This window comes from Pseudomonas sp. 10(2024), from assembly GCF_045164175.1.
In the GTDB taxonomy this organism is placed as follows: domain Bacteria; phylum Pseudomonadota; class Gammaproteobacteria; order Pseudomonadales; family Pseudomonadaceae; genus Aquipseudomonas; species Aquipseudomonas alloputida.
Genome location: NZ_CP174006.1, coordinates 3,202,649 through 3,227,975 on the forward strand (window position 1 = coordinate 3,202,649; position 25,327 = coordinate 3,227,975).

21 protein-coding genes are annotated in these 25,327 nt (G+C 62.6%); 10 read left to right on the top strand and 11 right to left on the bottom strand.

The window, feature by feature from the left end; translation table 11 throughout:
- The first annotated feature begins 158 nt into the window (after nucleotides 1-158).
- Nucleotides 159-1,256 (top strand): carboxynorspermidine decarboxylase, encoded by a 1,098-nt coding sequence (nspC, locus tag ACI7M0_RS14445; RefSeq protein WP_003248125.1) that lies wholly within the window; start codon nucleotides 159-161, stop codon nucleotides 1,254-1,256.
- 32 nt (nucleotides 1,257-1,288) lie between these two features.
- On the top strand, nucleotides 1,289-2,533 hold the full coding sequence (locus ACI7M0_RS14450; protein ID WP_003248123.1) for a saccharopine dehydrogenase family protein: 1,245 nt from the start codon (nucleotides 1,289-1,291) through the stop codon (nucleotides 2,531-2,533).
- Nucleotides 2,534-2,683: 150 nt separating this feature from the next.
- On the opposite strand, the gene ACI7M0_RS14455 is transcribed toward ACI7M0_RS14450, so the two are convergent.
- Nucleotides 2,684-3,730, bottom strand: a complete 1,047-nt coding sequence (locus ACI7M0_RS14455) for a class I SAM-dependent methyltransferase (protein WP_405314326.1) — start codon at nucleotides 3,728-3,730, stop codon at nucleotides 2,684-2,686.
- A 244-nt stretch (nucleotides 3,731-3,974) separates the two neighbouring features.
- Between ACI7M0_RS14455 and ACI7M0_RS14460 the strand changes: the two genes are divergently transcribed.
- The gene (locus ACI7M0_RS14460; RefSeq protein WP_020191326.1) at nucleotides 3,975-5,303 is read left to right on the top strand and encodes a UDP-glucose/GDP-mannose dehydrogenase family protein; all 1,329 of its coding nucleotides are present in this window, start codon (nucleotides 3,975-3,977) and stop codon (nucleotides 5,301-5,303) included.
- Nucleotides 5,304-5,312: 9 nt separating this feature from the next.
- Here the strand turns inward: ACI7M0_RS14460 and mqo are convergent, their stop codons facing one another.
- The gene (mqo, locus tag ACI7M0_RS14465; protein ID WP_012052522.1) at nucleotides 5,313-6,932 is read right to left on the bottom strand and encodes a malate dehydrogenase (quinone); all 1,620 of its coding nucleotides are present in this window, start codon (nucleotides 6,930-6,932) and stop codon (nucleotides 5,313-5,315) included.
- A 142-nt stretch (nucleotides 6,933-7,074) separates the two neighbouring features.
- On the opposite strand from mqo, the gene ACI7M0_RS14470 reads away from it, so the two are divergent.
- Complete coding sequence (locus ACI7M0_RS14470) at nucleotides 7,075-8,295, top strand: putative DNA modification/repair radical SAM protein (protein WP_014591219.1); 1,221 nt, start codon at nucleotides 7,075-7,077, stop codon at nucleotides 8,293-8,295.
- A complete protein-coding gene (locus ACI7M0_RS14475; protein WP_020191324.1) occupies nucleotides 8,286-9,134 on the top strand; it encodes a TIGR03915 family putative DNA repair protein in 849 nt (282 codons plus the stop codon). Before ACI7M0_RS14470 ends, ACI7M0_RS14475 begins: the two co-directional genes overlap by 10 nt.
- Before the next feature lie 62 nt (nucleotides 9,135-9,196).
- On the opposite strand, the gene ACI7M0_RS14480 is transcribed toward ACI7M0_RS14475, so the two are convergent.
- From ACI7M0_RS14480 to ACI7M0_RS14490, 3 genes are all read right to left on the bottom strand, one after another.
- Nucleotides 9,197-10,168, bottom strand: coding sequence for a biotin-dependent carboxyltransferase family protein (locus ACI7M0_RS14480; protein ID WP_129932495.1), 972 nt, complete (start codon nucleotides 10,166-10,168; stop codon nucleotides 9,197-9,199).
- Nucleotides 10,165-11,052: an allophanate hydrolase subunit 1 gene (locus tag ACI7M0_RS14485; RefSeq protein WP_049586156.1), complete on the bottom strand. Its 888-nt coding sequence runs from the start codon at nucleotides 11,050-11,052 to the stop codon at nucleotides 10,165-10,167. Before ACI7M0_RS14485 ends, ACI7M0_RS14480 begins: the two co-directional genes overlap by 4 nt.
- A 92-nt stretch (nucleotides 11,053-11,144) precedes the next feature.
- Nucleotides 11,145-11,903, bottom strand: coding sequence for a 5-oxoprolinase subunit PxpA (locus ACI7M0_RS14490; RefSeq protein ID WP_129932496.1), 759 nt, complete (start codon nucleotides 11,901-11,903; stop codon nucleotides 11,145-11,147).
- A gap of 120 nt (nucleotides 11,904-12,023) precedes the next feature.
- Between ACI7M0_RS14490 and ACI7M0_RS14495 the strand changes: the two genes are divergently transcribed.
- From ACI7M0_RS14495 to ACI7M0_RS14510, 4 genes are all read left to right on the top strand, one after another.
- Nucleotides 12,024-12,941, top strand: coding sequence for a LysR family transcriptional regulator (locus tag ACI7M0_RS14495; protein ID WP_129932497.1), 918 nt, complete (start codon nucleotides 12,024-12,026; stop codon nucleotides 12,939-12,941).
- A gap of 191 nt (nucleotides 12,942-13,132) precedes the next feature.
- Entirely contained in the window at nucleotides 13,133-15,199 is a 2,067-nt protein-coding gene (gene treS, locus ACI7M0_RS14500) for a maltose alpha-D-glucosyltransferase (RefSeq protein WP_129932498.1), read from the top strand.
- A 172-nt stretch (nucleotides 15,200-15,371) separates the two neighbouring features.
- Nucleotides 15,372-16,001, top strand: a complete 630-nt coding sequence (locus ACI7M0_RS14505) for a riboflavin synthase (protein WP_020192987.1) — start codon at nucleotides 15,372-15,374, stop codon at nucleotides 15,999-16,001.
- A 9-nt stretch (nucleotides 16,002-16,010) separates the two neighbouring features.
- Nucleotides 16,011-16,712 carry a YoaK family protein gene (locus tag ACI7M0_RS14510; protein ID WP_104961834.1) on the top strand — a complete coding sequence of 234 codons (702 nt, stop codon included), beginning with the start codon at nucleotides 16,011-16,013 and terminating at the stop codon, nucleotides 16,710-16,712.
- On the opposite strand, the gene proP is transcribed toward ACI7M0_RS14510, so the two are convergent.
- From proP to glaH, 6 genes are all read right to left on the bottom strand, one after another.
- A complete protein-coding gene (proP, locus tag ACI7M0_RS14515) occupies nucleotides 16,713-18,215 on the bottom strand; it encodes a glycine betaine/L-proline transporter ProP (protein WP_010953816.1) in 1,503 nt (500 codons plus the stop codon). It lies immediately after the preceding gene.
- Nucleotides 18,216-18,373: 158 nt separating this feature from the next.
- A complete protein-coding gene (gene hemB, locus ACI7M0_RS14520) occupies nucleotides 18,374-19,348 on the bottom strand; it encodes a porphobilinogen synthase (protein WP_020192985.1) in 975 nt (324 codons plus the stop codon).
- A gap of 161 nt (nucleotides 19,349-19,509) precedes the next feature.
- Nucleotides 19,510-20,403, bottom strand: a complete 894-nt coding sequence (locus ACI7M0_RS14525) for a PA4780 family RIO1-like protein kinase (RefSeq protein ID WP_019437052.1) — start codon at nucleotides 20,401-20,403, stop codon at nucleotides 19,510-19,512.
- An 87-nt stretch (nucleotides 20,404-20,490) separates the two neighbouring features.
- On the bottom strand, nucleotides 20,491-21,882 hold the full coding sequence (gene gabP / locus ACI7M0_RS14530; RefSeq protein WP_019437051.1) for a GABA permease: 1,392 nt from the start codon (nucleotides 21,880-21,882) through the stop codon (nucleotides 20,491-20,493).
- Between the two features lie 150 nt (nucleotides 21,883-22,032).
- Nucleotides 22,033-23,283 (bottom strand): L-2-hydroxyglutarate oxidase, encoded by a 1,251-nt coding sequence (gene lhgO / locus ACI7M0_RS14535; protein ID WP_129932499.1) that lies wholly within the window; start codon nucleotides 23,281-23,283, stop codon nucleotides 22,033-22,035.
- 114 nt (nucleotides 23,284-23,397) lie between these two features.
- A complete protein-coding gene (glaH, locus tag ACI7M0_RS14540; protein ID WP_010953811.1) occupies nucleotides 23,398-24,375 on the bottom strand; it encodes a glutarate dioxygenase GlaH in 978 nt (325 codons plus the stop codon).
- A gap of 195 nt (nucleotides 24,376-24,570) precedes the next feature.
- Between glaH and csiR the strand changes: the two genes are divergently transcribed.
- On the top strand, nucleotides 24,571-25,266 hold the full coding sequence (gene csiR, locus ACI7M0_RS14545) for a DNA-binding transcriptional regulator CsiR (RefSeq protein WP_010953810.1): 696 nt from the start codon (nucleotides 24,571-24,573) through the stop codon (nucleotides 25,264-25,266).
- The last annotated feature ends 61 nt before the right edge of the window (nucleotides 25,267-25,327 follow it).

Consider the following 25,327-nt stretch of genomic DNA (forward strand, 5'->3'; position numbering starts at 1 on the left):
GACAGTCACATCCACCTGATCTACTAGGCTCGCCGCAACCGAAAAGCCCACGCAATGGCGTCAACCCTGACGAAATGCGTATCCCGCCCTTTCGGTCTGCGGCAAGTGAAGGCACAATGCGTGTCCTTTTTTTGGCCGGCCTGGCCGGGGGCCTTTAAATGATCAAGACGCCGTATTACCTCATCGATAAAACCAAGCTGCTCAGCAACATGGAGAAGATCGCCTACGTGCGCGAACACTCCGGTGCCAAGGCGCTGCTCGCCCTCAAGTGCTTCGCCACCTGGTCGGTGTTCGACCTGATGCAGCAGTACATGGACGGTACCACCTCGTCCTCCCTGTTCGAGCTCAAGCTCGGCCGCCAGAAGTTCGCCGGCGAAACCCATGCCTATAGCGTGGCCTGGGCCGACGACGAGGTCGAGGAGATGCTTGAGAACTGCGACAAGATCATCTTCAACTCGATCGGCCAGCTGCAACGCTTTGCCGAACAATCCGAAGGCAAGGTGCGTGGTCTGCGCGTCAACCCGCAGGTCAGCAGCTCCGACTACCTGCTGGCCGACCCGGCCCGCCCGTTCAGCCGGCTGGGCGAATGGGACCCGGCGAAGATCGAGCAGGTGATCGAACAGATCTCCGGCTTCATGTTCCACAACAACTGCGAGAACGGTGACTTCGGCCTGTTCGACAAGATGCTCACGCACATCGAAGAGCGTTTCGGCCACCTGCTGCACAAGGTCGAGTGGGTCAGCCTTGGTGGCGGCATTCACTTCACCGGTGAAGACTATGCAGTAGACGCCTTCTGCGCGCGCCTGAAGGCGTTCTCGGAAAAATACGGCGTGCAGGTTTACCTGGAGCCCGGCGAAGCCGCCATCACCAACAGCGCCTCGCTGGAAGTGACCGTGCTCGATACCCTGTACAACGGCAAGCACCTGGCCGTGGTCGACAGCTCGATCGAAGCGCACCTGCTCGACCTGCTGATCTACCGCCTCAACGCCAAGATGGCCCCCAATGACGGCGAGCATACCTACATGGTCTGCGGCAAGTCATGCCTGGCCGGTGACATCTTCGGCGAGTACCAATTCGACCGTCCGCTGGCCATTGGCGATCGCCTGTCGTTCATCGACACGGCGGGTTACACCATGGTCAAGAAAAACTGGTTCAACGGGCTGAAGATGCCTTCCATCGTGGTCAAGCAGCTCGACGGCAGCGTCGAAGTCGTCCGCGAGTTCGGTTTCGAAGACTACGTTTCCAGCCTGTCGTAAGACCGGCTTTCAAGTAAGGAGCAAAGGGTAAATTGAAGAAGAACGTTCTTATCATTGGTGCAGGAGGTGTCGCCAAGGTGGTGGCCCACAAGTGCGCGCAGCATAACGACGAACTGGGTCGTATCGCCATCGCGTCACGGAACATCTCCAAATGCCAGGCCATCATCGACAGCGTCAAGGCCAAGGGTAGCCTCAAGGTACCCGCCGACATCCAGGCCTTCTCGCTCAATGCCCTCGATGTCGAGGCAACCAAGGCGCTGATCCGCGAAACCGAATCGCAGATCGTGATCAATGTGGGTTCCGCCTTCCTCAACATGTCGGTGCTGCGTGCTTGCATCGATACGGGTGTCGCCTATCTGGACACCGCCATCCACGAAGAGCCGGGCAAGATCTGCGAGACCCCACCGTGGTACGGCAACTACGAGTGGAAACACCTCGAAGAGTGCCAGGCAAAGAACATTACCGCCATTCTCGGCGTCGGTTTCGACCCGGGTGTGGTGAACAGCTACGCCAAGCTGGCGCAGCAGCAGTATTTCGACAGCATTGATTCGATCGATATTCTCGACGTCAATGCCGGTTCGCATGGCAAGTACTTTGCCACCAACTTCGACCCGGAAATCAACTTCCGCGAGTTCACCGGACAAGTGTGGAGCTGGCAGAACAGCCAGTGGACCAGCAACACCATGTTCGAGGTCAAGCGTACCGACGACCTGCCAGTGGTAGGCTCGCAAAACCTGTACCTGACCGGCCACGATGAAGTTCACTCGATTTCGAAGAACCTCAACGTCCCGAACGTGCGCTTCTGGATGAGCTTCGGCGAGCACTACATCAACGTGTTCACTGTTCTGAAAAACCTGGGCCTGCTCAGCGAGCAACCGGTGAAAACCGCCGAAGGCCTGGAAGTGGTACCGCTGAAAGTGGTCAAGGCCGTACTGCCAGACCCGGCCTCGCTGGCCCCTGGCTACACCGGCAAGACCTGCATCGGCGACCTGGTCAAAGGCACCAAGGATGGCCAGCCGCGCGAAGTGTTCATCTACAACGTGGCCGACCACGAAGAAGCCTATGCCGAGACCGACAGCCAGGGCATTTCCTACACCGCCGGTGTACCGCCAGTGGCCGCTGCCCTGCTGGTCGCTCGTGGCGAGTGGGATGCCAAGCGCATGGTCAACGTCGAGGAGCTGCCAGCCGAGCCGTTCCTCAAGGCGCTGGACGTGATGGGCCTGCCGACCCGCGTCAAAGATGAAAAAGGCGATCGTCCTTGGGACGCTGAAGCCTAAGCAACAAACAGAAGGGGCGCCACATGGCGCCCCTTCTGCTTTCCAGGTCCAGTCTCTTCGCGGGCAGTCCAGGATAGCCACAGGCCTGAAATAAGCACGTAACCTGTGGGAGCGGGCAAGCCCGCGAAGAGGCCGGTGCAGGATCACGCTCTACTTGCGGGCCTCCGGAATCAGGTTGAACGGCGTCTGCGTCGCCCGCCGGAACCTGCTGAACCCTGCCTCCTCGAAGACCGCCCGCAATCGCGCCTCCCCGGCCTGCGCCCCCAACCCCAGCCCCACTTCCTGCGACAACGAATTGGGCGTGCAGATAAACGTCGACGCCGCATAGAACAAGCGCCCGACCGGTGTCAGGTTACCCTCCAGCGAGTCCTCGGCATACGGCTCAACCAGCATGACCGTGCCATCAGCCTTCAAAGCACGGTAGGCATGCCGGGCTGCCCCGACCGGGTCACCCATGTCGTGCAGGCAATCGAAGAAGCACACCAGGTCATGGTCATGCCCCGGGTACTCCTTGGCGCTGGCCTGCTGGAAGCTCACCCGCCCCTCCAACCCCGCTTCCCGCGCACGCGCGGTGGCGGTGACGATCGAAGGCTGATGATAGTCGTACCCCACGAAGGTCGACGCCGGAAACGCCTGCGCCATCACCAGCGTCGAGGCACCATGACCGCAGCCCACGTCCGCCACCTTGGCGCCCGCCTGCAGCTTGGCCACCACACCCTCCAGTGCCGGCAGCCAATCCGCTACCAGGAAGGTGCGATACCCCGGCCGGAAAAACCGCTCGGTACCGCTGAACATGCACGGGTGGTGATCGCCCCAGGCCAACCCGCCATCGCCGCGCATGGCGGCTACCAGCTTGTCCTTGTCATGGAACAGCGCCGCCACCACCGCCGCGCCGCCGGCCATGTAGGCCGGGGAGTCCTCCAGCGCCAGGGCCATGGCCTGTTCTTCAGGCAGCACAAAACTACCCTTGTCATGGACCATGTAGCCCGATGCCGCCTGGGCATTCAACCATTCGCGCACCAGCCGCGGGTGGCAGCCGGTCTTTTCCGCCAGTTGCTCAGGGGTGACCGCCTGGCTGTCGGCCATGGCCCGGTACAGCCCCAGTTCATCGCCGAGAATGACATTGGCCAGCGTCGCCGCTGCGCCCATGTCGCCCACCAGCTTGCCCATGAAATCGTGAAGCCTTGCCTCGTCCATGACCTGCCCTCCTCTGCAAGAAGGCCATCGCCAACGAGGGACGTCCGCTCCGGGAAGGCGGTGGTCGGTTCAAGGGTTTTCGTTCGCGGTACAACACGCTACCGCGAGCTGTCAGTAAGTTTAGATGCTCTGCCTGGGCGACGTGGAATAACGGCCATATGGCCCACGAGCATTTCCCTCAGGTCACAATTCCTAAACAACGATGTGACATTTTTTTTCAGCTTTCCTATCAAGGAGCTGTCAAATGAAGGTCACGGTTTTCGGAACCGGCTATGTCGGCCTGACCCAGGCGGTGTGCCTGGCCCAGGTAGGCCATTCGGTGTTGTGCATGGATGTCGATGCCGATCGGGTGGCCAGCCTGAGTGAAGGCCATTGCCCGATCTTCGAGCCCGGCCTTGCGCCGCTGCTGGAGAAGAACCTCGCCTGCGGTCGGCTACGCTTCACCACGGATGCCGCAGCCGCTGCCAACTATGCCCGGTTGCAGTTCATTGCCGTCGGTACCCCACCGCAAGCCGACGGCAGCGCCGACCTGAAGCACGTTTTCGCCGTGGTCGACAGCATCCTCGAACACGCTGACGGGCCCAAAGTAATCGTCAACAAGTCCACCGTGCCGGTGGGTACGGTACACCGCATCAAGGCACGCATCGCCCAGGCCGTGGCCGATACCAGCCGCTTCCAGGTGATCAGCAACCCGGAGTTTCTCAAGGAAGGGTCTGCGGTGGACGACTGCATGCGCCCCCAGCGCATCATCATCGGTGGCGCAGAAGCGGCCGAAGTGGAGTTGCTACGCGAGCTTTACCTGCCGTTCAACCGCAACCGCGAAAAGTTCATGGTCATGGACGCGCGCAGTGCCGAGCTGACCAAGTACGCAGCCAATTGCATGCTGGCCACCAAGATTTCCTTCATCAACGAAATCGCCAACCTGGCCGAGCACCTGGGGGCCGACATCGAAATGGTGCGCCGTGGCATCGGCTCGGACCCGCGCATCGGTTACGACTTCATCTACGCCGGCTGCGGTTTTGGCGGCTCGTGCTTCCCCAAAGACCTGCAAGCCCTGCGCCACAGTGCCGAGGCGGAAGGCTTCGAGACACAGTTGCTGCGCGCAGTAGAGTCGGTCAACGAGCAGCAGAAGGGCCGGCTGTTCAGCAAGATCCAGCGCCACTACCCCGGCGGCCTGCGGGGCAAGGTGTTTGCCCTGTGGGGGTTGTCGTTCAAGCCCAATACCAATGATATCCGCGAAGCCTCCAGCCGGGTCCTGCTGGAAGCGTTGTGGGCCGCGGGCGCGCGGGTGCAGGCTCACGACCCTCAGGCCATGGAAGAAATCCGGCGCCACTACGGCCCGCGTGCCGACCTGCAGCTGGTGCCCTGCAAGGACGATGCGTTGCGGGGCGCCGATGCCCTGGTGATCGTCACCGAATGGCAGGACTACCGTGTGCTCAACCTGGACGAGGTGCCGCAGCAGCTGGCCGACCGGGTGGTGTTCGATGGCCGCAACCTGTACGAACCCGAGCACATGGCCTCGGCAGGGCTGACTTACTACGGCATCGGACGTGGCAAGATTGCGCCAGCTTGACTGCAATGATTACCGGCTGGCCACTCCCTGGCTGTCAGCCGGTCTTATCGACTCAGGGCGCTGCGGACTGACAGGCGGCTCAAGCTGCAGCACCTCGTTGGTATATGCCCACTCCTTCTCTAGCTGATCCGGGTGGTCGTTCAGGCGGATGCCATAGGACGGGATGATCTGTTTGATCTTGGCCTGCCACTCGGGCGACGCCACCTTGTTCTTGAACACCTTGTTCAACACATCGAGCATGATAGGCGCAGCGGTCGACGCACCGGGAGAGGCCCCCAGCAAGCCGGCGATACTGCCGTCCCTGGACGTCACCACCTCGGTACCGAGCTTGAGCACGCCGCCCAACGCTTCGTCTTTCTTGATGATTTGCACCCGCTGGCCCGCCTGCCACAGCCGCCAGTCTTCTTTCTTCGCCTCGGGGAAATAGGTGCGCAGCGCTTCGAAGCGGTCATCGTCCGATTGCAGCACCTGCCCGATCAGGTACTGCACCAGGTCGAACTCGCGTACCCCTACCCGCACCATCGGCCAGGCATTGTGCACGCTGGTACTGGCGAGCAGGTCAAGCAATGAGCCCTGCTTGAGGAACTTGGTCGAGAAGGTGGCGAACGGCCCAAACAGGATCAGGCGCTTGCCATCAAGTACCCGGGTGTCCAGGTGCGGCACCGACATGGGCGGCGCACCGGTTGCGGCAATGCCATAGGCCTTGGCCATGTGGCGCTGGGCGATAGCCGGGTTGTCAGTGACCAGGAACGAGCCACCGACCGGGAAGCCGCCATAGTCCTTGGCCTCGTCGATACCCGACTTCTGCAGCAGCGGCAGTGCCGCCCCGCCAGCGCCGATGAACAGGAACCGGGCATCGGTGGCTGCCTTGCTGCCATTCTTCAGATTCTTGTACTCGACGTGCCAGGAGCCGTCGTCGTTACGGGTGATGTCCTGCACTTCGCTCGACAGCTTGAGATCGAAGTTCGGCCGCGTCTGCAGGTAACCCACATACTGCCGGGTGATCTCGCCAAAGTTGACGTCGGTGCCGATCGGCGTCCAGGTCACGGCCAGCTTCTGGTTGGGATCGCGGCCTTCCATCATCAGCGGGACCCATTTGCGGATCTGCTCGTGGTCTTCGGAGTACTGCATGGGTTTGAACAACGGGCTGGCTTGCAGGGCCTCGTAGCGTTTTTTAAGGAAACGAATGTTGTCATCGCCCCAGACAAAGCTCATGTGCGGGGTGGTGTTGATGAACGAATGCGGGTTTTTCAGCACGCCCTGTTTCACTTGCCAGGCAAGAAACTGCCGGGTCACCTGGAAGGATTCGTTGATTTCCACCGCTTTGCTGATGTCGATCTTGCCGTCTTTTTCCGGCGTGTAGTTCAGCTCAGCCAGGGCTGAGTGGCCGGTACCTGCATTGTTCCAGCCGTTGGAGCTTTCTTCGGCCACCTTGTCCAGGCGCTCGACCATTTCCATCGACCAGCCGGGTTCCAGTTCGTTGAGCCACACAGCCAAGGTGGAACTCATGATGCCGCCGCCTACCAGCAGCACATCGACCTTTCGGGTTTCTGCAGCCTGGGCATTGAGCATAGCGATTGCCCACGCCAGACCGGCCAGCGCCAATGTTGGCTTGATGGTGATCTTCATAACCTCTCCCATGCCTCGTTGCCCTGCAAGACTCAGCCAAAGCTTAGCTGACGGTTAGGGTCGGGCATGGCTGGCGCAAACTGCTTGCAATCCATCAAATCTCAAAATACTGTATGAATATTCAGTATAGCCAGACAGCGCCATGCAACTCATCGCCAAACTCGGCATCCTGGCCGACGCCGCCAAGTACGACGCGTCCTGCGCCAGCAGCGGCGCGCCCAAGCGTAACTCGCGGGGCGCTGACGGCCTGGGTGCCACCAACGGCATGGGTATCTGTCACAGCTACACCCCCGACGGCCGCTGCGTATCACTGCTCAAGGTACTGCTGACCAACTTCTGCCTGTACGACTGCCAGTACTGCGTCAACCGCCGCTCCAGCAACGTGCCGCGCGCACGCTTCAGCCCCGAGGAAGTGGTGCGCCTGACCCTGGACTTCTACCGGCGCAACTGCATCAGCGGCCTGTTCCTCAGCTCTGGCATCATCCGCTCGGCGGACTACACCATGGAGCAGCTGATCCGTGTGGCCCGGCTGTTGCGCGAAGAACACAGCTTCCGCGGCTACATCCACCTCAAGGCCATCCCCGATGCCGACCCGCTGCTGATCGAAGAAGCCGGGCGCCTGGCCGACCGCCTCAGCGTCAACATCGAACTGCCCACCGACGCCAGCCTCAAGCGCCTGGCGCCGGAAAAGCAAGGGCGCACCATTCGCCAGGCCATGGGCGTGATTCATCAGGGCCAGCAGGCCGTGGCCAACGAGCCCAGGGCGCCGCGCTTTACCCCGGCCGGGCAGAGCACCCAAGTCATCGTCGGCGCCGACAGCACCGACGACAGTACCTTGCTGCGCAATGCCGAGTCGCTGTACCAGGGCTACGGCCTCAAGCGCGTGTACTACTCTGCCTTCAGCCCGATCCCCGACAGCCCCGGCAGCGTGCCCCTCGCCGCACCACCGCTGCTGCGCGAACACCGCCTGTATCAAGCCGACTTCCTGCTGCGTGGCTATGGCTACAAGGCTGGCGAGCTGCTGGGCCACAGCGGTAACCTGGCACTGGACATCGACCCCAAGCTGGCCTGGGCGCTGGCCAACCGCGACGTGTTCCCGCTGGACGTGAACCGCGCGGAACCTGCGCTACTGGCGCGTATCCCCGGCATCGGCCTGCGCAGCGTACAGCGCCTGGTCGCCCTGCGCCGGGAGCGGCGCATCCGTTATGACGACCTGATCCAGCTGCGCTGCGTGCTGGACAAGGCACGGCCGTTCATCGTTACCAGCGACTACCGACCCGCCCAGGCCGAGCTGCGCAGCGGCTTGCTGCGAGCGCGCTTGAGTGAGCCGCCAGCGCCCGTGCAGATGGGGTTATGGGGGTGATCGCACTCGACTGCGACGACCTGTTCGCCACCTGGCGCGAGCAGGCCCGCGTATTGTTGAGCCATGGCATCGACCCGTCAGAAGTCACCTGGTCGCAAGGCCCGATGGCTGACCTGCTGGCCGTGCCGGCTGCGCCGCCTGAAGGGCCTGGCCCTTTCCGGGCCAAAGTCCCGGCCGCACTGCTGAGCCAGTTGGAGCAGGCCTCTCGCTACCGTGGCGAGCAGCGCTGGAACCTGCTGTATGAAGTGCTGTGGCGCGTCGCCCATGGCGACCGCACGGCAATGCTGGCCGGTGACCGGCTGGGCAGTGAGCTGCAACGGCGCATCAAGCAGGTAACCCGCGAGGCGCATCACTTGCACGCGTTTGTACGCTTCGTGCCGTTGCCTGAGGAACTGGCTGAGCACTTGCAGCTGGATCTGGTGGCCTATCACGAGCCGGCACACGACATTCTGCACAGTGCCAGCGCGCATTTTGCCGACCGCCTGGGGCGTTTGCGCTGGTTGATTGCCACGCCACAGGATGGCATTCGCTTCGACGGCCAGTCGTTCGACTACCAGCGACAGTGCCCCGAGCCCTGGCGCCAGTGGGCCCGCAACGCCGAAGACCCCGGCGCCGAACTCTGGCGTACCTACTACCGCCACACCTTCAACCCGGCCCGCCTCAACCCGGACGCCTTGCGCCTGCACATGCCAGGGCGGTTCTGGCGGCATTTGCCGGAAGGCATGCTGATACCGCAGCTTGAAGGCCTGGCGCGCCAAGGCAAACAGCGAGACGGCCAAGCCCTTGAGGTGGCCTCGCAAACCGGCAAGACCATCAGCAAGCCTGCTCGCTCGGTGTAGCCGCGGAGCCTGTTGCGGCCCCGTCGAGACACAAGGCCGCAGCTACAGCGAAAACATCATGCTCAGCTGAAGAGCCTGGCCAGGCAGGCCAGTTTCTTCTTGTACGAACGGCGCGCCTCCAGTGCCTGCTCCAGGCTCACCGGCAGAAACCGCGCCTGCTGGTTGGGCTGCATCTGCCCGATCAGATCAAGGTCGGCGCTAATCACCGTGCCGATCATGGCGTAGCCGCCCCCCGACACTGCATCGCGATGCAGGATGATCGGTTCCAACCCTGCCGGCACCTGGATCGATCCGATTGGGTAGCAGCTGTCGACGATATTGGAGGGGTCCGACCCCGCACCGAACGGCTGCTCGCGCGGTTGGAAACTCAAGGCGCTGCCGCCTTTGTAGCGATAGCCGATACGGTCCGCTTCGGAGCCAACCGTCCAGGCGTCGGTGAAGAAACGTTGCGCTGCAGCTTCGGTCAGGCGGTGGAAGTACAGCCCAGGCACCACCCGCAGCACCACCTCGCCCCCCAGGGCCTGACGCAGGGCCATGGGCAAGCTTGCACCGGCACGGGTCTTGCCGCTGGGCACGCCGACCGGCAGCAGGTCGCCCGCCATCAGTTTGCGCCCATGAAAGCCACCCAACGCGCCCAGCGCGTAGGTGGACCGGCTACCCAGTACCTCGGGCACATCGATGCCTCCGGCCACTGCCAGGTAGGCCCGGGCGCCCGCTGTTGGAAAGCCGAAACGCAACACTTGCCCCGCCCGCACGGCAAACGCAGTGTCCGGGCGCTGCTCGCGGCCATCGAGCAACGCTGGCATCTGCGCACCGCACACAGCGACCAGTGCGTCCTGCTGGAACTCCAGCTCCGGCCCCACCAGCGCACACTCCAGGCCCGCAGCGCCGGCCGGGTTGCCCACCAGGTGATTGGCTGCGCTCAAGGAGTACTGGTCGAGTGCGCCGGACGGTGGGATACCCAGGTGGTAGTAACCTTCGCGGCCCAGGTCCTGTACAGAAGTGGCCAGCCCCGGTTTGAGTACCTTGATCATGCCAGCACCTCCTGCAACGATTTGGGGTAGCCGACCGGGTCGGCGAGGAAGGCGTCCAGGGAAAACGCCACCGGGCGAATGCGCAGGTCGAAGCAGCCATCCTCCACTTCCGCCACCGCCTGGTCGTAGGTGCGGCGGTCGATAGGCTTGAACTGCACGATGTCACCTGGGCGGAAGAACACCATGTGCTCTTTCAGGTAATTCAAGGTCTGCTGCGGGTCGTAGATCGGTGCCGGGGTGACGCCGAACATCTGGTAGCCCCCGGCCCCGCGCACCGAGTAGATGCAACCAAAGCAGCCGCCATGGCCCAGGGTGAGCTTGGGCGTGTCGGTACGGGGTCGCAGGTACTTGGGCACCTGCAGCTGCCGCTCGCGCTCGACCATCTGGAACATGAACGGCAGGCCGGCGACAAAGCCGACCATCGACACGAACCATGGCGCGCCACTGTGGGCGGCGATGAATGCCTCGACATCGGCCAGGCCGTTGATGCGCGCGGCGTACTCCAGGTCAGTGCTGGTCGGGTCCTGGTGGCGATCCCGAAAACGCATCAGGGTTTCATGGGTCCAGGGGTCGTTGTACAGCACCGGGATCTCGATGATCCGCGTCTGCAACGAACGCTCGGCCACCGCCTGCGCTTCGGCGCCGCGCACGGCTTCGAGCAGTGCCTCGGGGGCGATACGGTCCGGGTCGAAGCGGACCTGGAACGACGCATTGGCCAGGCACACATCAAGTACGCCATCCAGGGCCATGCGCTCCACTGCACGGGTGACGGCCATACCCTTGAAAAAGGCCTCCAGCGACATGCTTTCGCTGACTTCGGCAAACAGGTGCTCGTCGGCGCCGAAGCTGTAACGGATCGGGGTTGTAGCAAGCGGTTCGGCCATGACAGTTCCTTTTCTTGAAATCTTTATAGAAAGGCAGGCGAAAACAAGATGCACGGGCTCCGGCGTGTCGGTTTGCCGGATGCCTGACGGGTTCAGCGCGGTGCACGCACCACGATGCCGGCCGCATCCAGTGCCTTGCGCGTGGCCTCGACCAGGTCCAGCGCGCCCGGGGTGTCACTGTGCAGGCAAATGGAATCGAATTCGATCGCCAGGTCCTGGCCTTCGACCGTGCGCACCACGCCTTGGCGGCAAGCACGCAGCACCCGCTCGGCGACGGCTTGGGGCTCGTAGCCACGCACATTGCGGGTAAACACGATCGACCCGCTCAGGTCGTACTCGCGGTCGGCATAGAACTCGCGAATCACCGGCTGCCCCAGTTCCTGGGCAATGCGACAGATCACCGAACCTGGCATGCAGAACAGCAGCAGTTCCGGCTCGATCACCCGCAGGTTTTCCACCAGCAAACGCGCGGCTTTTTCGTCACGCGCCAGGTGCATGTACAACGCCCCGTGCGGTTTGATGTGCTGCAGACGCACGCCCTGGGCACGGGCGATTTCACGCAGCGCGCCCAATTGATAGAGCATGTCGTCCACCAGTTCCTGCGCCGAGGCATTGATATGCCGGCGGCCAAAGCCGACCAGGTCACGGAACCCCGGGTGTGCCCCCACAGCAACGCCCAGTGCCTTGGCGCGCTCGACGGTGCGGCGCATGGTGCCGGGGTCACCGGCATGGAAACCGGTGGCGATGTTGGCGCTGCTGATGTAGCCCATCAGTTCGTGATCGACGCCGTCGCCAATAGTCCACGGGCCAAAGCCCTCACCCATGTCCGAGTTGAAATCCACTGCTTGCATGACCGCGTCTCCTGGCACTTGTGACTGCATGCAAGCCACGTTAGATTCTCCGCACCCCCTTGGGAAGATCTATAAACAGATGGGGTACCTTCTGAAAAACAGATACCCCGGGAGCCTACCGTGTCACTCACCCTGCGCCAGGTCCGCTACTTCGTTGCCACCGCTGAAATCGGCCAGATCTCGCAAGCGGCGATCCACCTGAACATCTCCCAGTCGGCAGTCACCACGGCCATCAAGGAGCTGGAAGCGATGCTCGGCGTGCTGTTGTTCCAGCGCTCGGCCCAAGGCATGAGCCTGACCGAAGCCGGCCGCCACTTCTTGAACCGTGCCTACGTCATCCTGCGCAGTGTCGACGATGCGTTGAACAGCCCACTACCGGACGTGCGTGCCAGTGGCCTGTTGCGCCTGGCGGCGAGTTACACGGTGATCGGCTACTTCCTGCCGCACCACTTGCAGCGCCTGGAGCACTGGCATCCGGGCGTGACCCTGGAGCTTTACGAGCAGGAGCGCAGCGCCATCGAGCAAGGCCTGCTGGAGGGGCGTTTCGACATGGCGGTGGTGCTCACCGCCAACCTCACTCATCCCGACATCGTCTCGGAAACCCTGTTCAACTCCGAGCGCCGGCTGTGGTTGACCGGGCATCATCCGCTGTGCGAGCGCTCGGCCGTGAGCCTGGCCGAGGTGGCCTGTGAGCCGTTCATTCTGTTGACCGTCGACGAGGCCGAGCAAAGTGCCATGCGCTACTGGGAGCAGGCCGGGCAACGGCCAAGCGTAAGGGTGCGGACCAGCTCGGTGGAGGCGGTGCGCAGCATGGTCGCCAATGGCAGCGGAGTGGCGATCCTGTCGGACCTGGTGCACCGGCCGTGGTCGCTGGAGGGCAAGCGCATCGAGACGGTGACCATCAGCGACCCGGTCACGCCGATGAGCGTGGGGTTGGCCTGGCACCGGGAACGGGCATTCAGCCCGGCGATGCAGGCGGTGCGCAATTACTTCCATGATGCGTTTCTGGCGCCGCAGCAGTTGTCGGCAAGGCGCTGATCCTGCCTTTGCAGGCCCGGCCTCTTCGCGGGCGCGCCCGCTCCCACAGGTGCAGCGCAAATCTTCAGCGGTATGGCAGCCTGTGGGAGCGGGCAAGCCCGCGAAGAAACCAACACCCATCTCGAGCCGAACGTTCACGCCGCAATGCCGTCATAATCTGAGCCGGTGCCGACACGCAAAGAGGACGCGAAATGACCCAGCCCGACCCGTCATACGTCAAATGGCTCGAAGACCGCGCCATGCTCAAGGCCTCCCAGGCGCGTGCCAGCCTGTACTCAGGCCAGTCGCGACTGTGGCAACACCCCTATGCCGAGGCCCAGCCCCGCCGCGCCACCGAAATCGCCTCGGTGTGGCTGACCGTCTACCCCGACGCCATCATCGCGCCCGAGGGTTGCTCGGTGCTCGGTGCCCTGGCCCACGAAGCGTTGTGGAAGCGCCTGTCGGAGATCGGCGTACAGGGCCTGCACACCGGCCCGATCAAACTGTCCGGTGGCATCCGCGGCCGCGAACTCACCCCCAGCGTGGACGGCAACTTCGACCGCATCAGCTTCGACATCGACCCACTGTACGGCAGCGAGCAGGAACTGATCCAGATGAGCCGCATGGCCGCTGCGCACAATGCCGTGACCATCGACGACCTGATCCCCTCGCACACCGGCAAGGGCGCCGACTTCCGCCTGGCCGAGATCGCCCATGGCCCCTACCCGGGGCTGTACCACATGGTCGAGATCCGTGAAGAAGACTGGACGCTGCTGCCCGAGGTGCCCGCCGGGCGCGATGCGGTCAATCTGCTGCCAGCTCAGTGTGACGAGCTGAAGGCGCGCCATTACATCGTTGGCCAGCTGCAACGGGTAATCTTCTTCGAGCCGGGCGTGAAGGAAACCGACTGGAGCGCCACGCCGCCGATCACAGGCGTCGACGGCAAGACCCGCCGCTGGGTGTACCTGCATTACTTCAAGGAAGGCCAGCCCTCATTGAACTGGCTGGACCCTACCTTCGCCGCCCAACAAATGATCATTGGTGACGCGCTGCACGCGCTGGACTGCCTGGGTGCACGCGGCCTGCGCCTGGACGCCAACGGCTTTCTCGGCGTGGAAACCCGCGCCAGCGGCACCGCCTGGTCAGAAAGCCACCCGCTGTCGCTCGTCGGCAACCAGCTGATCGGTGGCATGATCCGCAAGGCCGGCGGTTTCAGCTTCCAGGAGCTGAACCTGACCCTCGATGACATTGCGCAGATGTCCAAGGGTGGTGCCGACCTGTCCTACGATTTCATTACCCGGCCGGCCTACCAGCATGCGCTGCTGACGGGCGACACCGAGTTCCTGCGCCTGATGCTCAAGGAGATGCACGCCTTCGGCATCGACCCGGCCTCGCTGATCCATGCCCTGCAAAACCATGACGAGCTGACCGTGGAGCTGGTGCACTTCTGGACACTGCACGCGCACGACATGTACCTGTACAAGGGCCAGACCCTGCCTGGCAGCATCCTGCGTGAGCATATCCGCGAAGAGATCTACGAACGGCTGTCGGGGGAACATGCGCCGTACAACCTGCGCTTCGTGACCAACGGCATTGCCTGCACCACCGCCAGCCTGATCGCTGCTGCACTGGGTATTCGCGACCTCGAACAGATTGGCGTAGCGGATATCGAACTGATCAAGAAGGTGCACCTGCTGCTGGTCATGTACAACGCCATGCAGCCGGGGGTGGTCGCCTTGTCCGGCTGGGACCTGGTCGGTGCCCTGCCCTTGCCCGCCGAAGCGGTTGCCGAACGCATGCTCGATGGCGATACCCGCTGGATTCACCGGGGCGGCTATGACCTGGCCGGGCTTGACCCACAGGCAGAGGCTTCTGTGCGGGGCATGCCGCGTGCCCGGGCGCTGTACGGCAGCCTGGACAGGCAGCTGGACGAGAGTGATTCATTTGCCTGCAAGGTGAAGAAACTGCTGGCTGTGCGCCAGGCCTACGGCATCGCCACCAGCCGTCAGGTGCTGGTACCTGAGGTGAGCAGCCCGGGGCTGCTGGTGATGGTGCACGAGCTGCCAGCCGGGCGCGGTATCCAGATCACTGCGCTGAACTTCGGCCAGGACGCGATTGCCGAGGAACTGCTGTTGACCGGGTTCACACCTGGGCCGGTGGTCGACATGATCAACGAGACGGTCGAAGGCGATTTGACCGAGGACGGGCGCCTGATGGTGAACCTGGATCCGTACGAGGCGCTGTGCCTGCGGATCGTCAACAGCAGCGGGCATGTTTGAATCTGCAGTGGCCCTGCCGTCGGCAAACCGGTTTCGCCCACAAGCACGCCGCCTGCCCCGCGCAGGCGCCAGACTCGCAAGCCGGCTTGCCAGCCAGGAAGCCGGTCTTGCATTTACTGCGCTACGGGCATAGCGTTCGGAAGTTTTCTTTTCCGTGCCCAGGAGCAACTCCATGTACACCGGCATCGTCCAGGCCGTCCGCCCTCTGCTTGATGTGACCACCTACCCGGGCCACAACCAGTTCACCATCGACCTCACCCCGGAACTGCTCGACGAGCTGAAAATCGGTGCCAGCGTCAGTGTCGAAGGTACCTGCCTGTCCGTGACCGAAATCAACGGCAGCCAAGTCAGGTTCGACGCCATGACCGCTACCCTCGAACGCACCAATCTGAGCAGCTTCAAGCCTGGCCGGAGCGTGAACATCGAACGTTCGGCGAAGATGAACGCCGAAGTCGGCGGCCACCTGATGGCTGGCCACATCGCCACCACCGCCGAGATCGTCGAGCTGTCGATCAAGGAAACCGGCGCCTTCATCAAGTTCCGCATGCCGCCGCAATGGGGCAAGTACGTGTTCCCGCGTGGTTTCATCGGGGTCAATGGCTGCAGCCTGACGGTCGCTGACGTGGAGGACAACGTGATCACCATCAACCTGATCCCGGAAACCCTGCGGCAGACCACCTTCGCCAGCTACCACCCAGGTGAGCTGCTCAACATCGAGGTCGACCATCAGACCATGGTGCTGGTCGATGTGGTAGAGCGCACCATCAAAGGTACCCTGGCCCGCGAAAACCTGCTGCCCTGAGGCCTGCACATGCTCCCTAACGCCCTCCCCGCGCGCACAGCCAGGCGTTTGCGCCTGCAGGTAATGCGTGGTCGCGTCGGCCTCGGCCTGGTCGCCGCCCTGTCGGTGCTGGCCGGCATGACCGATGCCATCGGCTTGCTGGCACTGGGCGATTTCGTGTCGTTCATGAGTGGCAACACCACACGCCTGGCGGTGGCCATCAGTGAAGCTGACCTGGCCCTTGTGCTACGCCTCAGTGGCGCCGTACTGGGTTTCGTCGCGGGCAATGCGCTGGGTGTGCTCCTGGCTCACGGATTGCGCCGTCGAGCCTGGCCGGTGTTGTTGGTGGTTGCCGCACTGCTGGCTTTCGCGGCAGCGTGGCCGCTGCCGGCCACCTTCCCTGCGCTGTTGGCGGCCACGCTGGCCATGGGCATGATCAATGCGGTAGTCGAGCAGGTGAATGGCCTGCCCATCGGCCTGACTTACGTAACGGGCGCCCTGTCGCGTTTCGGCCGCGGCCTGGGGCGTTGGCTGCTGGGCGAGCGGCGCAACGGCTGGCGGGTGCAATTGGTACCTTGGGCCGGCATGTTGCTGGGCGCCGCGCTCGGCGCCTGGTTGCAGCAACACCTGGGCCTGCAGGCGCTGGCCGGCAGCTGTGCGCTGGCCTGCGTGCTGGCGCTGATATCGCGGTTCATTCCGCGGTCCTGGCAGCGTGGCTACATGCCGCGCTGATCATTCGATGCGCGGGTGCTGCAGTGCCAGTTTCTCGCGCTTGGCTTCCAGCTCGGCGATCTGCGCATCGATGTCCTCGATCTTCTGCTCGATGTTGTCGTGGTGCTCCTGCAGCAGTTCACGCGCCTCTTCGATGTCCGATGCCGCGGGTGCTGCGCCGCGCAGGGGCTTGTTGGCGGTTTCCTTCATGGTCAGGCCGGTGACCAGGCCGACAGCGGCGATCACCATCAGGTAATAGGCCGGCATGTACAGGTCGTTTGTGGTCTCCACCAGCCACGCAGCGAGGGTTGGGGTAAGGCCGGCGATCAGCACCGAGATGTTGAAGGCGCTGGCCAGGGCGCTGTAACGGATGTGCGTGGGGAACATGGCCGGCAGCGTCGAGGCCATCACGCCGATGAAGAAGTTCAGCAGCACGGCAATGATCAGCAGGCCGGCGAAAATAAGCCCAAGCACCCCACTGTTGATCAGCATGAATGCCGGAATGGCCAAGGCCAGCAGGCCGACACTGCCGACAATGATGAACGGCCGTCGGCCAAACTTGTCGCTGAGCAGGCCGATGATCGGCTGCACGAACAGCATGCCGACCATGATCGCGATGATGATCAGCACGCCATGGTCTTCGCTGTAGTGCAGGTTGTGCGACAGGTAGCTGGGCATGTAGGTAAGCAGCATGTAGTAGGTGACGTTGGTGGCAATTACCACGCCGATGCAGGTCACCAGGCTGCGCCAGTGCTGGGTGGCCACCTCCTTGAACGACACCTTGGGCCCGGACGCCAGGCCTTCACGATCGCCCTGCTCCAGCTTGTCGACGTGCTGCTGGAACGCAGGTGTTTCTTCCAGCGCATGGCGCAGGTAAAGGCCGATGATGCCCAGCGGCAGGGCCAGGAAGAACGGCAGGCGCCAGCCCCAGTCGAGGAATTTTTCTTCACCCAGCACCGTGGAAATGAGCACCACCACCCCTGCGCCCAGGACAAAGCCGGCAATCGAACCGAAATCCAGCCAGCTGCCGAGAAAGCCGCGCTTGCGGTCAGGCGCGTACTCGGCAACGAAGATCGAGGCACCGGTGTATTCGCCACCCACCGAAAAGCCCTGGGCCATCTTGGCCAGCAGCAACAGGATCGGCGCCCAGATACCAATGCTTGCATAGGACGGTATCAGGCCGATGGCGAAGGTGCTCAGGGACATGATCACGATGGTTGCGGCAAGGATCTTCTGCCGCCCGAACCTGTCGCCCAAGGCGCCGAAGAACAACCCGCCAAGAGGCCGGATCAGGAACGGTACCGAGAAGGTGGCCAAGGCCGCGATCATTTGCACGCTGGGGTCGGCGTTGGGGAAAAACACCTTGCCCAAGGCATAAGCGACGAAGCCATATACCCCAAAGTCGAACCACTCCATGGCGTTGCCCAGCGCGGCGGCTGTGATCGCCTTCTTCATCTTGGCGTCGTCGACGATGGTGATGTCCTTCAGGCCGATTGGCTGGACGCTTTTCTTGCGAGGTTTCATACCCGTATCCCTGTCGATGAATGCTCTAAGGGATCAGATACAACAGGACACTAAATAATTCAGCGCTTACTGTTTTTTTGTGCGTTTGCGGCACCACCCAACGGCGCACAAAGAAAAGCCGCTGCAATGGCAGCGGCTTTCATGACCAAGGCCTGGCTTCAGATACCTTCGCGCGCCAGGTCCATGGCGAAGTAGGTCAGGATCAGGTCGGCACCGGCACGCTTGATTGCGCCAATGCTTTCGCGCACCACCCGGCCTTCGTCGATGGCACCGGCCAGCCCGCCGAACTTGATCATCGCATACTCGCCACTCACCTGGTACGCCGCCAGTGGCAGGCGCGAAGCGGCGCGGATGTCGGCGATCACATCAAGGTAGGCACCGGCCGGCTTGACCATCAGCACGTCCGCCCCTTCCTGCTCGTCGAGCAGCGACTCGCGCACCGCTTCGCGGCGGTTCATCGGGTTCATCTGGTAGCTTTTGCGGTCGCCCTTCAGTGCGGTGCCGCCGGCCTCACGGAACGGGCCATACAACGACGAGGCGAACTTGGTCGAGTAGGCCATGATCGCGGTGTCGTGGAAGCCGGCACCGTCCAAGGCACTGCGGATAGCCTGCACCTGGCCGTCCATCGCCGCCGAGGGGGCAATGAAGTCGGCACCGGCAGCAGCGGCGATGACTGCCTGCCTGCCCAGGTTGGCCAGGGTGGCATCGTTGTCCACGCCATGGTCATGCAGCACGCCGCAGTGGCCGTGGCTGGTGTATTCGCAGAAGCAGGTGTCGGACATCACCACCATTTCCGGCACGGTGTCCTTGCAGATACGCGACATGCGCGCAACCAGGCCGTTTTCGTTCCAGGTGTCGCTGCCATCGGCATCCAGGTGGTGCGATACGCCAAAGGTCATCACCGACTTGATGCCGGCGCGGGCATAGCGCTCGATTTCCTGGGCCAACAGCTTCTCGGGGATACGGTTGACACCGGGCATGCTGGTGATCGGCACGAAATCATCGATGCCCTCTTCGACGAAGATCGGCAGGATCAGGTCTTCAAGGCGGAACTCGGTTTCCTGGAAGATCGTGCGCAGGGACTCGTTCTGCCGCAGGCGGCGGGGACGAACGGACGGGAATTGGTTGGACATGACAGCTCCAGGGAATTTGAACGGCGTATACCTTATGCCTGTCGCGCGCCAGTGAAAAGGCTAAATGACGAGATTGTGTCTTGCGTCAATGGCAACGGCCGGGGTTTGCCTGTGTTGGCCTCTTCGCGGGTAAACCCGCGAAGAGGCGGTACAGGAATAAACTACTGCAGCCAGGGCGGCGTTACCTCCTCTGCCTTGGCCGGCCCATGCTCGGCCTCGGCGCGTGCTGCACGGCGGCGAGCGTCGTCCATCCGGGCGGCGTCGATCTCACGCATCACCCCGGTTACATCAGCTTCATGTTCGTCATCCTCGAACACCCCGGTCAACGGGCTGTCGGGCAGCAACTCGCCGGCCTCGTACAACGCCCACATCTCCTGCGCATAGCGGGTGCTTTTCAGCTCCGGGGCAAAGCGCCCGAAATAATGGGCCATGTTGTCCACATCGCGCTGCAGCATGCTGAAGGCGTGGTTGTTGGCGGCTGCATCCACTGCCTGCGGCAGGTCGATGATCACCGGCCCGTCCGGGCCGAGCAGCACGTTGAACTCGGACAGGTCGCCATGCACCATTCCGGCGCACAGCATCAGCACGACCTGGCGAATGACGAAGGCGTGGAACGCGCGGGCATCCTCCGCTTCGAGGTGTACGTCGTTCAGCCGTGGGGCCGCATCGCCATCGGCATCGGTGACCAGCTCCATCAGGAGCACGCCGTCCTGGAAGTCGTAAGGCTTGGGCACCCTCACACCTGCGGCGGCCAAACGGAACAGCGCTGCCACTTCGGCGTTCTGCCAGGCATCTTCGGCTTCTTTGCGGCCGTACTTGCTGCCCTTGGCCATGGCCCGGGCCTGACGGCTGTTGCGTACCTTGCGGCCCTCCTGGTATTCGGCGGCCTGGCGGAAACTGCGCTTGTTGGCTTCTTTATAGACCTTGGCGCAGCGTACCTCGCTGCCACAGCGCACCACGTACACAGCGGCTTCCTTGCCACTCATCAACGGCCGTAGTACTTCGTCGACAAGGCCGTCTTCGATCAACGGTTCGATTCTTTTAGGTGTCTTCATCAGGCTGCGTTCAGGGTCCTGGCTTTGTTGGCGGACATCCTCTCACAGCCTGATGCGACTTGCTCGTCTGTCTTCAGGCCGGACGAATCAGGCGCCCTGCCCTACGCCAGCCACGGCCCCGCCGCGCGCCCGGCGCCGGGTCACCAGCACCCCCGAGCACACCACCAACACCGCCAGCACCATCGTCGAGACCACTTCCAGGCGATGATCCGGGCGGAACAGCATCAATACCAGTACGCCGCTGATGAACAGGATCACGCCCCAGGTCAGCCACGGGAACAGCCACATGCGGTAACCCAGTGTCTTGCCCTGTGCCGTCAGGCGCTGGCGCAGGCGCAGCTGGGAAATGGCAATGACCAGATACACCAGCAAGGCAATGGCGCCGGAGCTTGCCATGAGGAAGCCAAACACCTTGGCCGGCACCAGGTAGTTGGCGATCACCGCCAGGAATGCAGCCCCCGTCGACAACAAGACTGCCACCACGGGTGTACCACTGCGGCTGGTTATCTGGGCACAGGCCGGGGCATCACCCCGGCGGCTAAGCGAATAGACCATGCGCGAGGCGGTGTACAGCGACGAGTTGAGGCAGCTGGTCACCGACGTCAGCACCACGAAGTCGATGATGGCCTTGGCATTTGGCACGCCGAGGGTGTCCAGCACCGTGACATAAGAGCCTTCGGTCGCCAGGCGTGGGTCGGTCCACGGTACCAGTGCGATGACGATGAAGATCGACAGGATGTAGAACAGCGTTATCCGCCAGATCACCGAATTGGTGGCCTTGGAAATATGCTTGCCCGCCTCGTCGGATTCAGCCGCAGCAATGGTCACCACCTCGGCCCCGAGGAACGAGAACATGGTGATCAGCATCGCGCTCAGCACCGCACCAAAGCCGTTGGGCATGAAGCCCCCCGTATCCCACAAACGCGAGACGCCGCTGACGCCGGACCCCGGCAACAGGCCGAAAATGGCGCAAACACCCAGGGCGATGAAGCTGACGATGGCCACCACCTTGACCAGTGCCAGCCAAAACTCGAACTCACCGTAATTCTTCACGCTGAACAGGTTGGTGGCCGTCAGCAGCAACGTGATCACCAACGACAACACCCAGATCTCCAGCTGCGGGACCCAGGAGTTGATGATGGTAGCGGCGATATTGGCCTCGATCGGAATGATCAGCACCCAGAACCACCAGTACAGCCAACCGATGGTGTAACCGGCCCATTTGCCGATGGCGAGGTCAGCGTAGGTTGAGAACGAGCCGGTGTCCGGGGAGGCAACCGCCATTTCGGCCAGCATGCGCATCACCAGCACCACCAGGCCGCCCGCCAGGATATAGGCCAGGATGGTGGCAGGCCCCGCTTCGGCGATGGCGCGGCCAGAGCCGACAAACAGCCCGGCGCCGATCACGCCGGCAATGGACAGCATGGTGACATGCCGTGATTTCAATCCATGACTCAAATTGTTCTTGTGGGTTTGCATGGCGCTACCTTGTTGTTTTTGTCATGCCCACGCAGGGGCCGCCGGCTGCACGTCACCGACGCAGGCGCGAAAAAGCCCGCCCTGCCCTGAATGGTGAGCAGGGCAGTACGGGTTGAGTAAAACGAAACCGCAGAAGGTGTTACCGGGCTGTCAGCTGGCAGCCCTCTGGCTGGCCGACAGGTCGGCCTTGGGGAAGTTGCCGCCCTGCAGGCCGACCTGCTCGCACACTTTCTCGACGATGTAGGCACCGATCGGTATGGCCGAGGTCGCGGCTGGCGACGGTGCGTTGCACACGTTGACGCTGCGCGCGGTGTTGACGAACAGGAAATCGTCGATCAGCTTGCCGTCGCGCGACACCGCCTGGGCACGCACGCCGGCCGGGTAAGGCGTGAGGTCGGCTTTGGTTATGCTCGGGCAGTACTTCTGCACCTGCTTGAGGTACCCACCCTTGAACAGCGAGTTCTTCATCTCGATCAGGCCCGGGCGGAAGTTCTTCGCCAGCACCTTGAGGATGCCGGGCGTGGTCAGGGTCTGGAACAGGTCGCTGGGGCTGACATCGGTCTTGCGGTAGCCCTCGCGCTTCATCGCCAGCACAGCGTTGGGGCCTACGGTGACGGTGCCATCGATCATGCGGGTCAGGTGCACCCCCAGGAAGGGCATCGACGGGTCGGGAATCGGGTAGATCAGGTGGTTGACGATCTGATTGTGCTGCTTGGGCAGCAAGTAGTATTCGCCACGGAACGGGCAGATCACGAACTCGGTACGCAGCCCGAGCATGCCCACCACGCGGTCAGCCATCAGCCCCGAGCAGGTCACCAGGAAACGGCTGTGCAGTTCATCACGCTGGGTGCGCACGATCACTTCATTTGCCTGCTCCTGCAGGCCGACCACTTCTGCGCCATAGCGGATTTCGCCACCGGCACGCTGGAACTCTGCGGCCATCGCAGCCGTCACCTGCGCGTAATTGACGATACCGCTGGACGGCACGAAGATGCCCCCCATACCGACGATGTTGGGCTCACGCTCGCGCAACTCATCAGCCGACAGCCAGTAGCGTTCCAGGCCATTGGCCGCCGTCCGCTCCCACAGCGCCTTCATGCGCTGCATTTCCAGATCGTTGGTGGCTACCAGCAGCTTGCCGCACTCATCGAAGCGAATGCCGTGCTGGGTGCAGAAGGCTTTGGTCGCCTTGTTGCCTTCCAGGCAGAAGCGCGCCTTGAGGCTGCCGGGGGTGTAATACACACCGGCGTGGATCACGCCGCTGTTATGGCCGGTCTGATGGCGGGCCGGGCCAGACTCTTTCTCCAGCAGGAGCATCTTCGCGTCCGGATAGACCTTGATCAGGTGCATGGCCGTGGACATGCCCACAATCCCGCCGCCAATAATGATGAAATCGTACACAGCCTTACCTCACACGCAGGCATTGCCTGGCAGGCTCACCAAAGCCCGCACGGGGCCTGGTGGCATAGTTTTGTGCAAAAACGCGCGGGCGGGCGCCCGCCCCGCGCCCTGTCATTATTGCCCGCGCTGGTACAGCGGCTTGGGGAAGGCGACGTAACCACGCTGGCGCATCAGTTCGCGGCGCAGGCCCTCGTGCGGGGTGAAGCGATCGCGGCCATGCAGCCAGAACAGGTTGTTGATCAGCAGGAAACTGCCTACGCCTACCGGTACCGAGACCTTCTTGCCGCTGCCTTCCAGCGACTCGGACAAGGCGTTCAGCCAGATACCTTCCTCGTAGTTTTCCGGCTGCACGAACTGGTCAATGTAGCGCATGGTCGGCCGGCCTTCGGCATCAGTGTCGAATACCGAATGGAACACATCTTCGGCAACCTTTTTGCTCGGCGGCGCGGTCCAGCGCATTTCGCGGCGGGCCAGAGGGTGACGGAAGAACGCCTCGCACTGCTCCCAGTCGTCCAGGTGCAGCAGCAGCGAGTTGCCGCCTTCCATGTTCTTTTCGTCGATCTTCAACATCAGCACGTAGTCAGTGATCTGGTTCACGAACGTGCCGTCGTTGTGCAGCTCCATGACCCGGTGCGGCTGGCGCAGGTAGCTGTCGGAGTTGTCGCTGTTGACCACCACGAAGCGCGCATAGAACTGGCCACTCATGGCGTCATAGTTGGAACGGCCGATCAGGTGAGCACAGGCGGTGGTGAACTTGACCATGTCTTCGGCCTGGCTCACGTCATCCAGGCCGATCGGGGTGATCAGCATGCCGCCTGTGGCGCGGTCGAGGATGGTGTTGAGCAGCACCGGGCGCAGCGTGCCCTGGCACAGCTCGTCAAGGATTTCGCCTACACGAAAACGCAGGAACGACTTGTACTCCAATGCCTGCACCGGCCATTGGGCAACGGCCTGCACGAACGCTTCGACGGTTTCCCGGGCAAAGGTCAGTTCCAGCAGGCGCGGCGACTGTTTCGAGGGGGCGATGGTATAGCCCTGCGGTTCGAGTGGCAGCGGCATGACAAGTTCGTCGATCTGCGTAAAGGCGTTCATGGCAATGTCCTGGCTAAAAAAGTAGGTGGCGCCGTCCGGTCATGACCTGGATCAGTGCGGGCGAGGTAAAAATATCGCCACTAGATCAAAATGTCTACATTTTTATGTTTCAGCGACACTGCTTGAGTTTGTCCATTGTTTTTCGTCGACAGTGGGTTTCGGTATGATCGGCAAAACGTTTTGAGGAACAGGATCTTGGAAGCGCTCGCCCCCCGACAAAACTCAGCATTCAGCGGGTATGAGAGGCTCAAGAAGGACATCATCCGCGGGGTGTTCAAGCCCGGTGAAAAGCTGTTGATGAGCACCCTCAAGGAACGCTACGACCTGGGTGTGGGCCCGCTGCGCGAAGCACTGTCGCAACTGGTGGCCGAGCACCTGGTCAACGCGATCAGCCAGAAAGGCTACCGGGTAGCGCCCATGTCGCTGGATGAGATGAACGACATCTACGACGCCCGCGCCAACCTGGAAGCGATGATCATTGCCTTGGCCATCGAGCGCGGCGATGACGCCTGGGAGGCATCGGTGCTAGCCCACTCGCATACCTTGGCCAAGGTGGTGGAAGTAAAAACCCGCGAGCAGCGGCTGGATGTGTGGGACGAGCGGCACAAGGCGTTCCATACTGCCATTGCCTCGGGCTGCGGCTCCAAGCACCTGCTGCAGGCACGCACCTACCTGTTCGACCAGGCCGAGCGCTACCGCCACCTGTGGCTGACGCAGACGGTGTTTTCCGAAGAGGCGCTGGCGCTCAAGCGCCAGGAGCATGCGGCACTGGTCGAGGTGATCCTCGCCCGGGATGCCAAAACCGCCAGCGCCATGATGCGCTCGCACCTGATGACACCGGTACCGATCATTGCGCAGATCATGCACGCCGAAGGCATCGGTGCCCGCTAGATGAATTTTTCTTAAATCGCCGGTTGTCTATTCTTTGGCACAATCAGATCTCCATTAGATG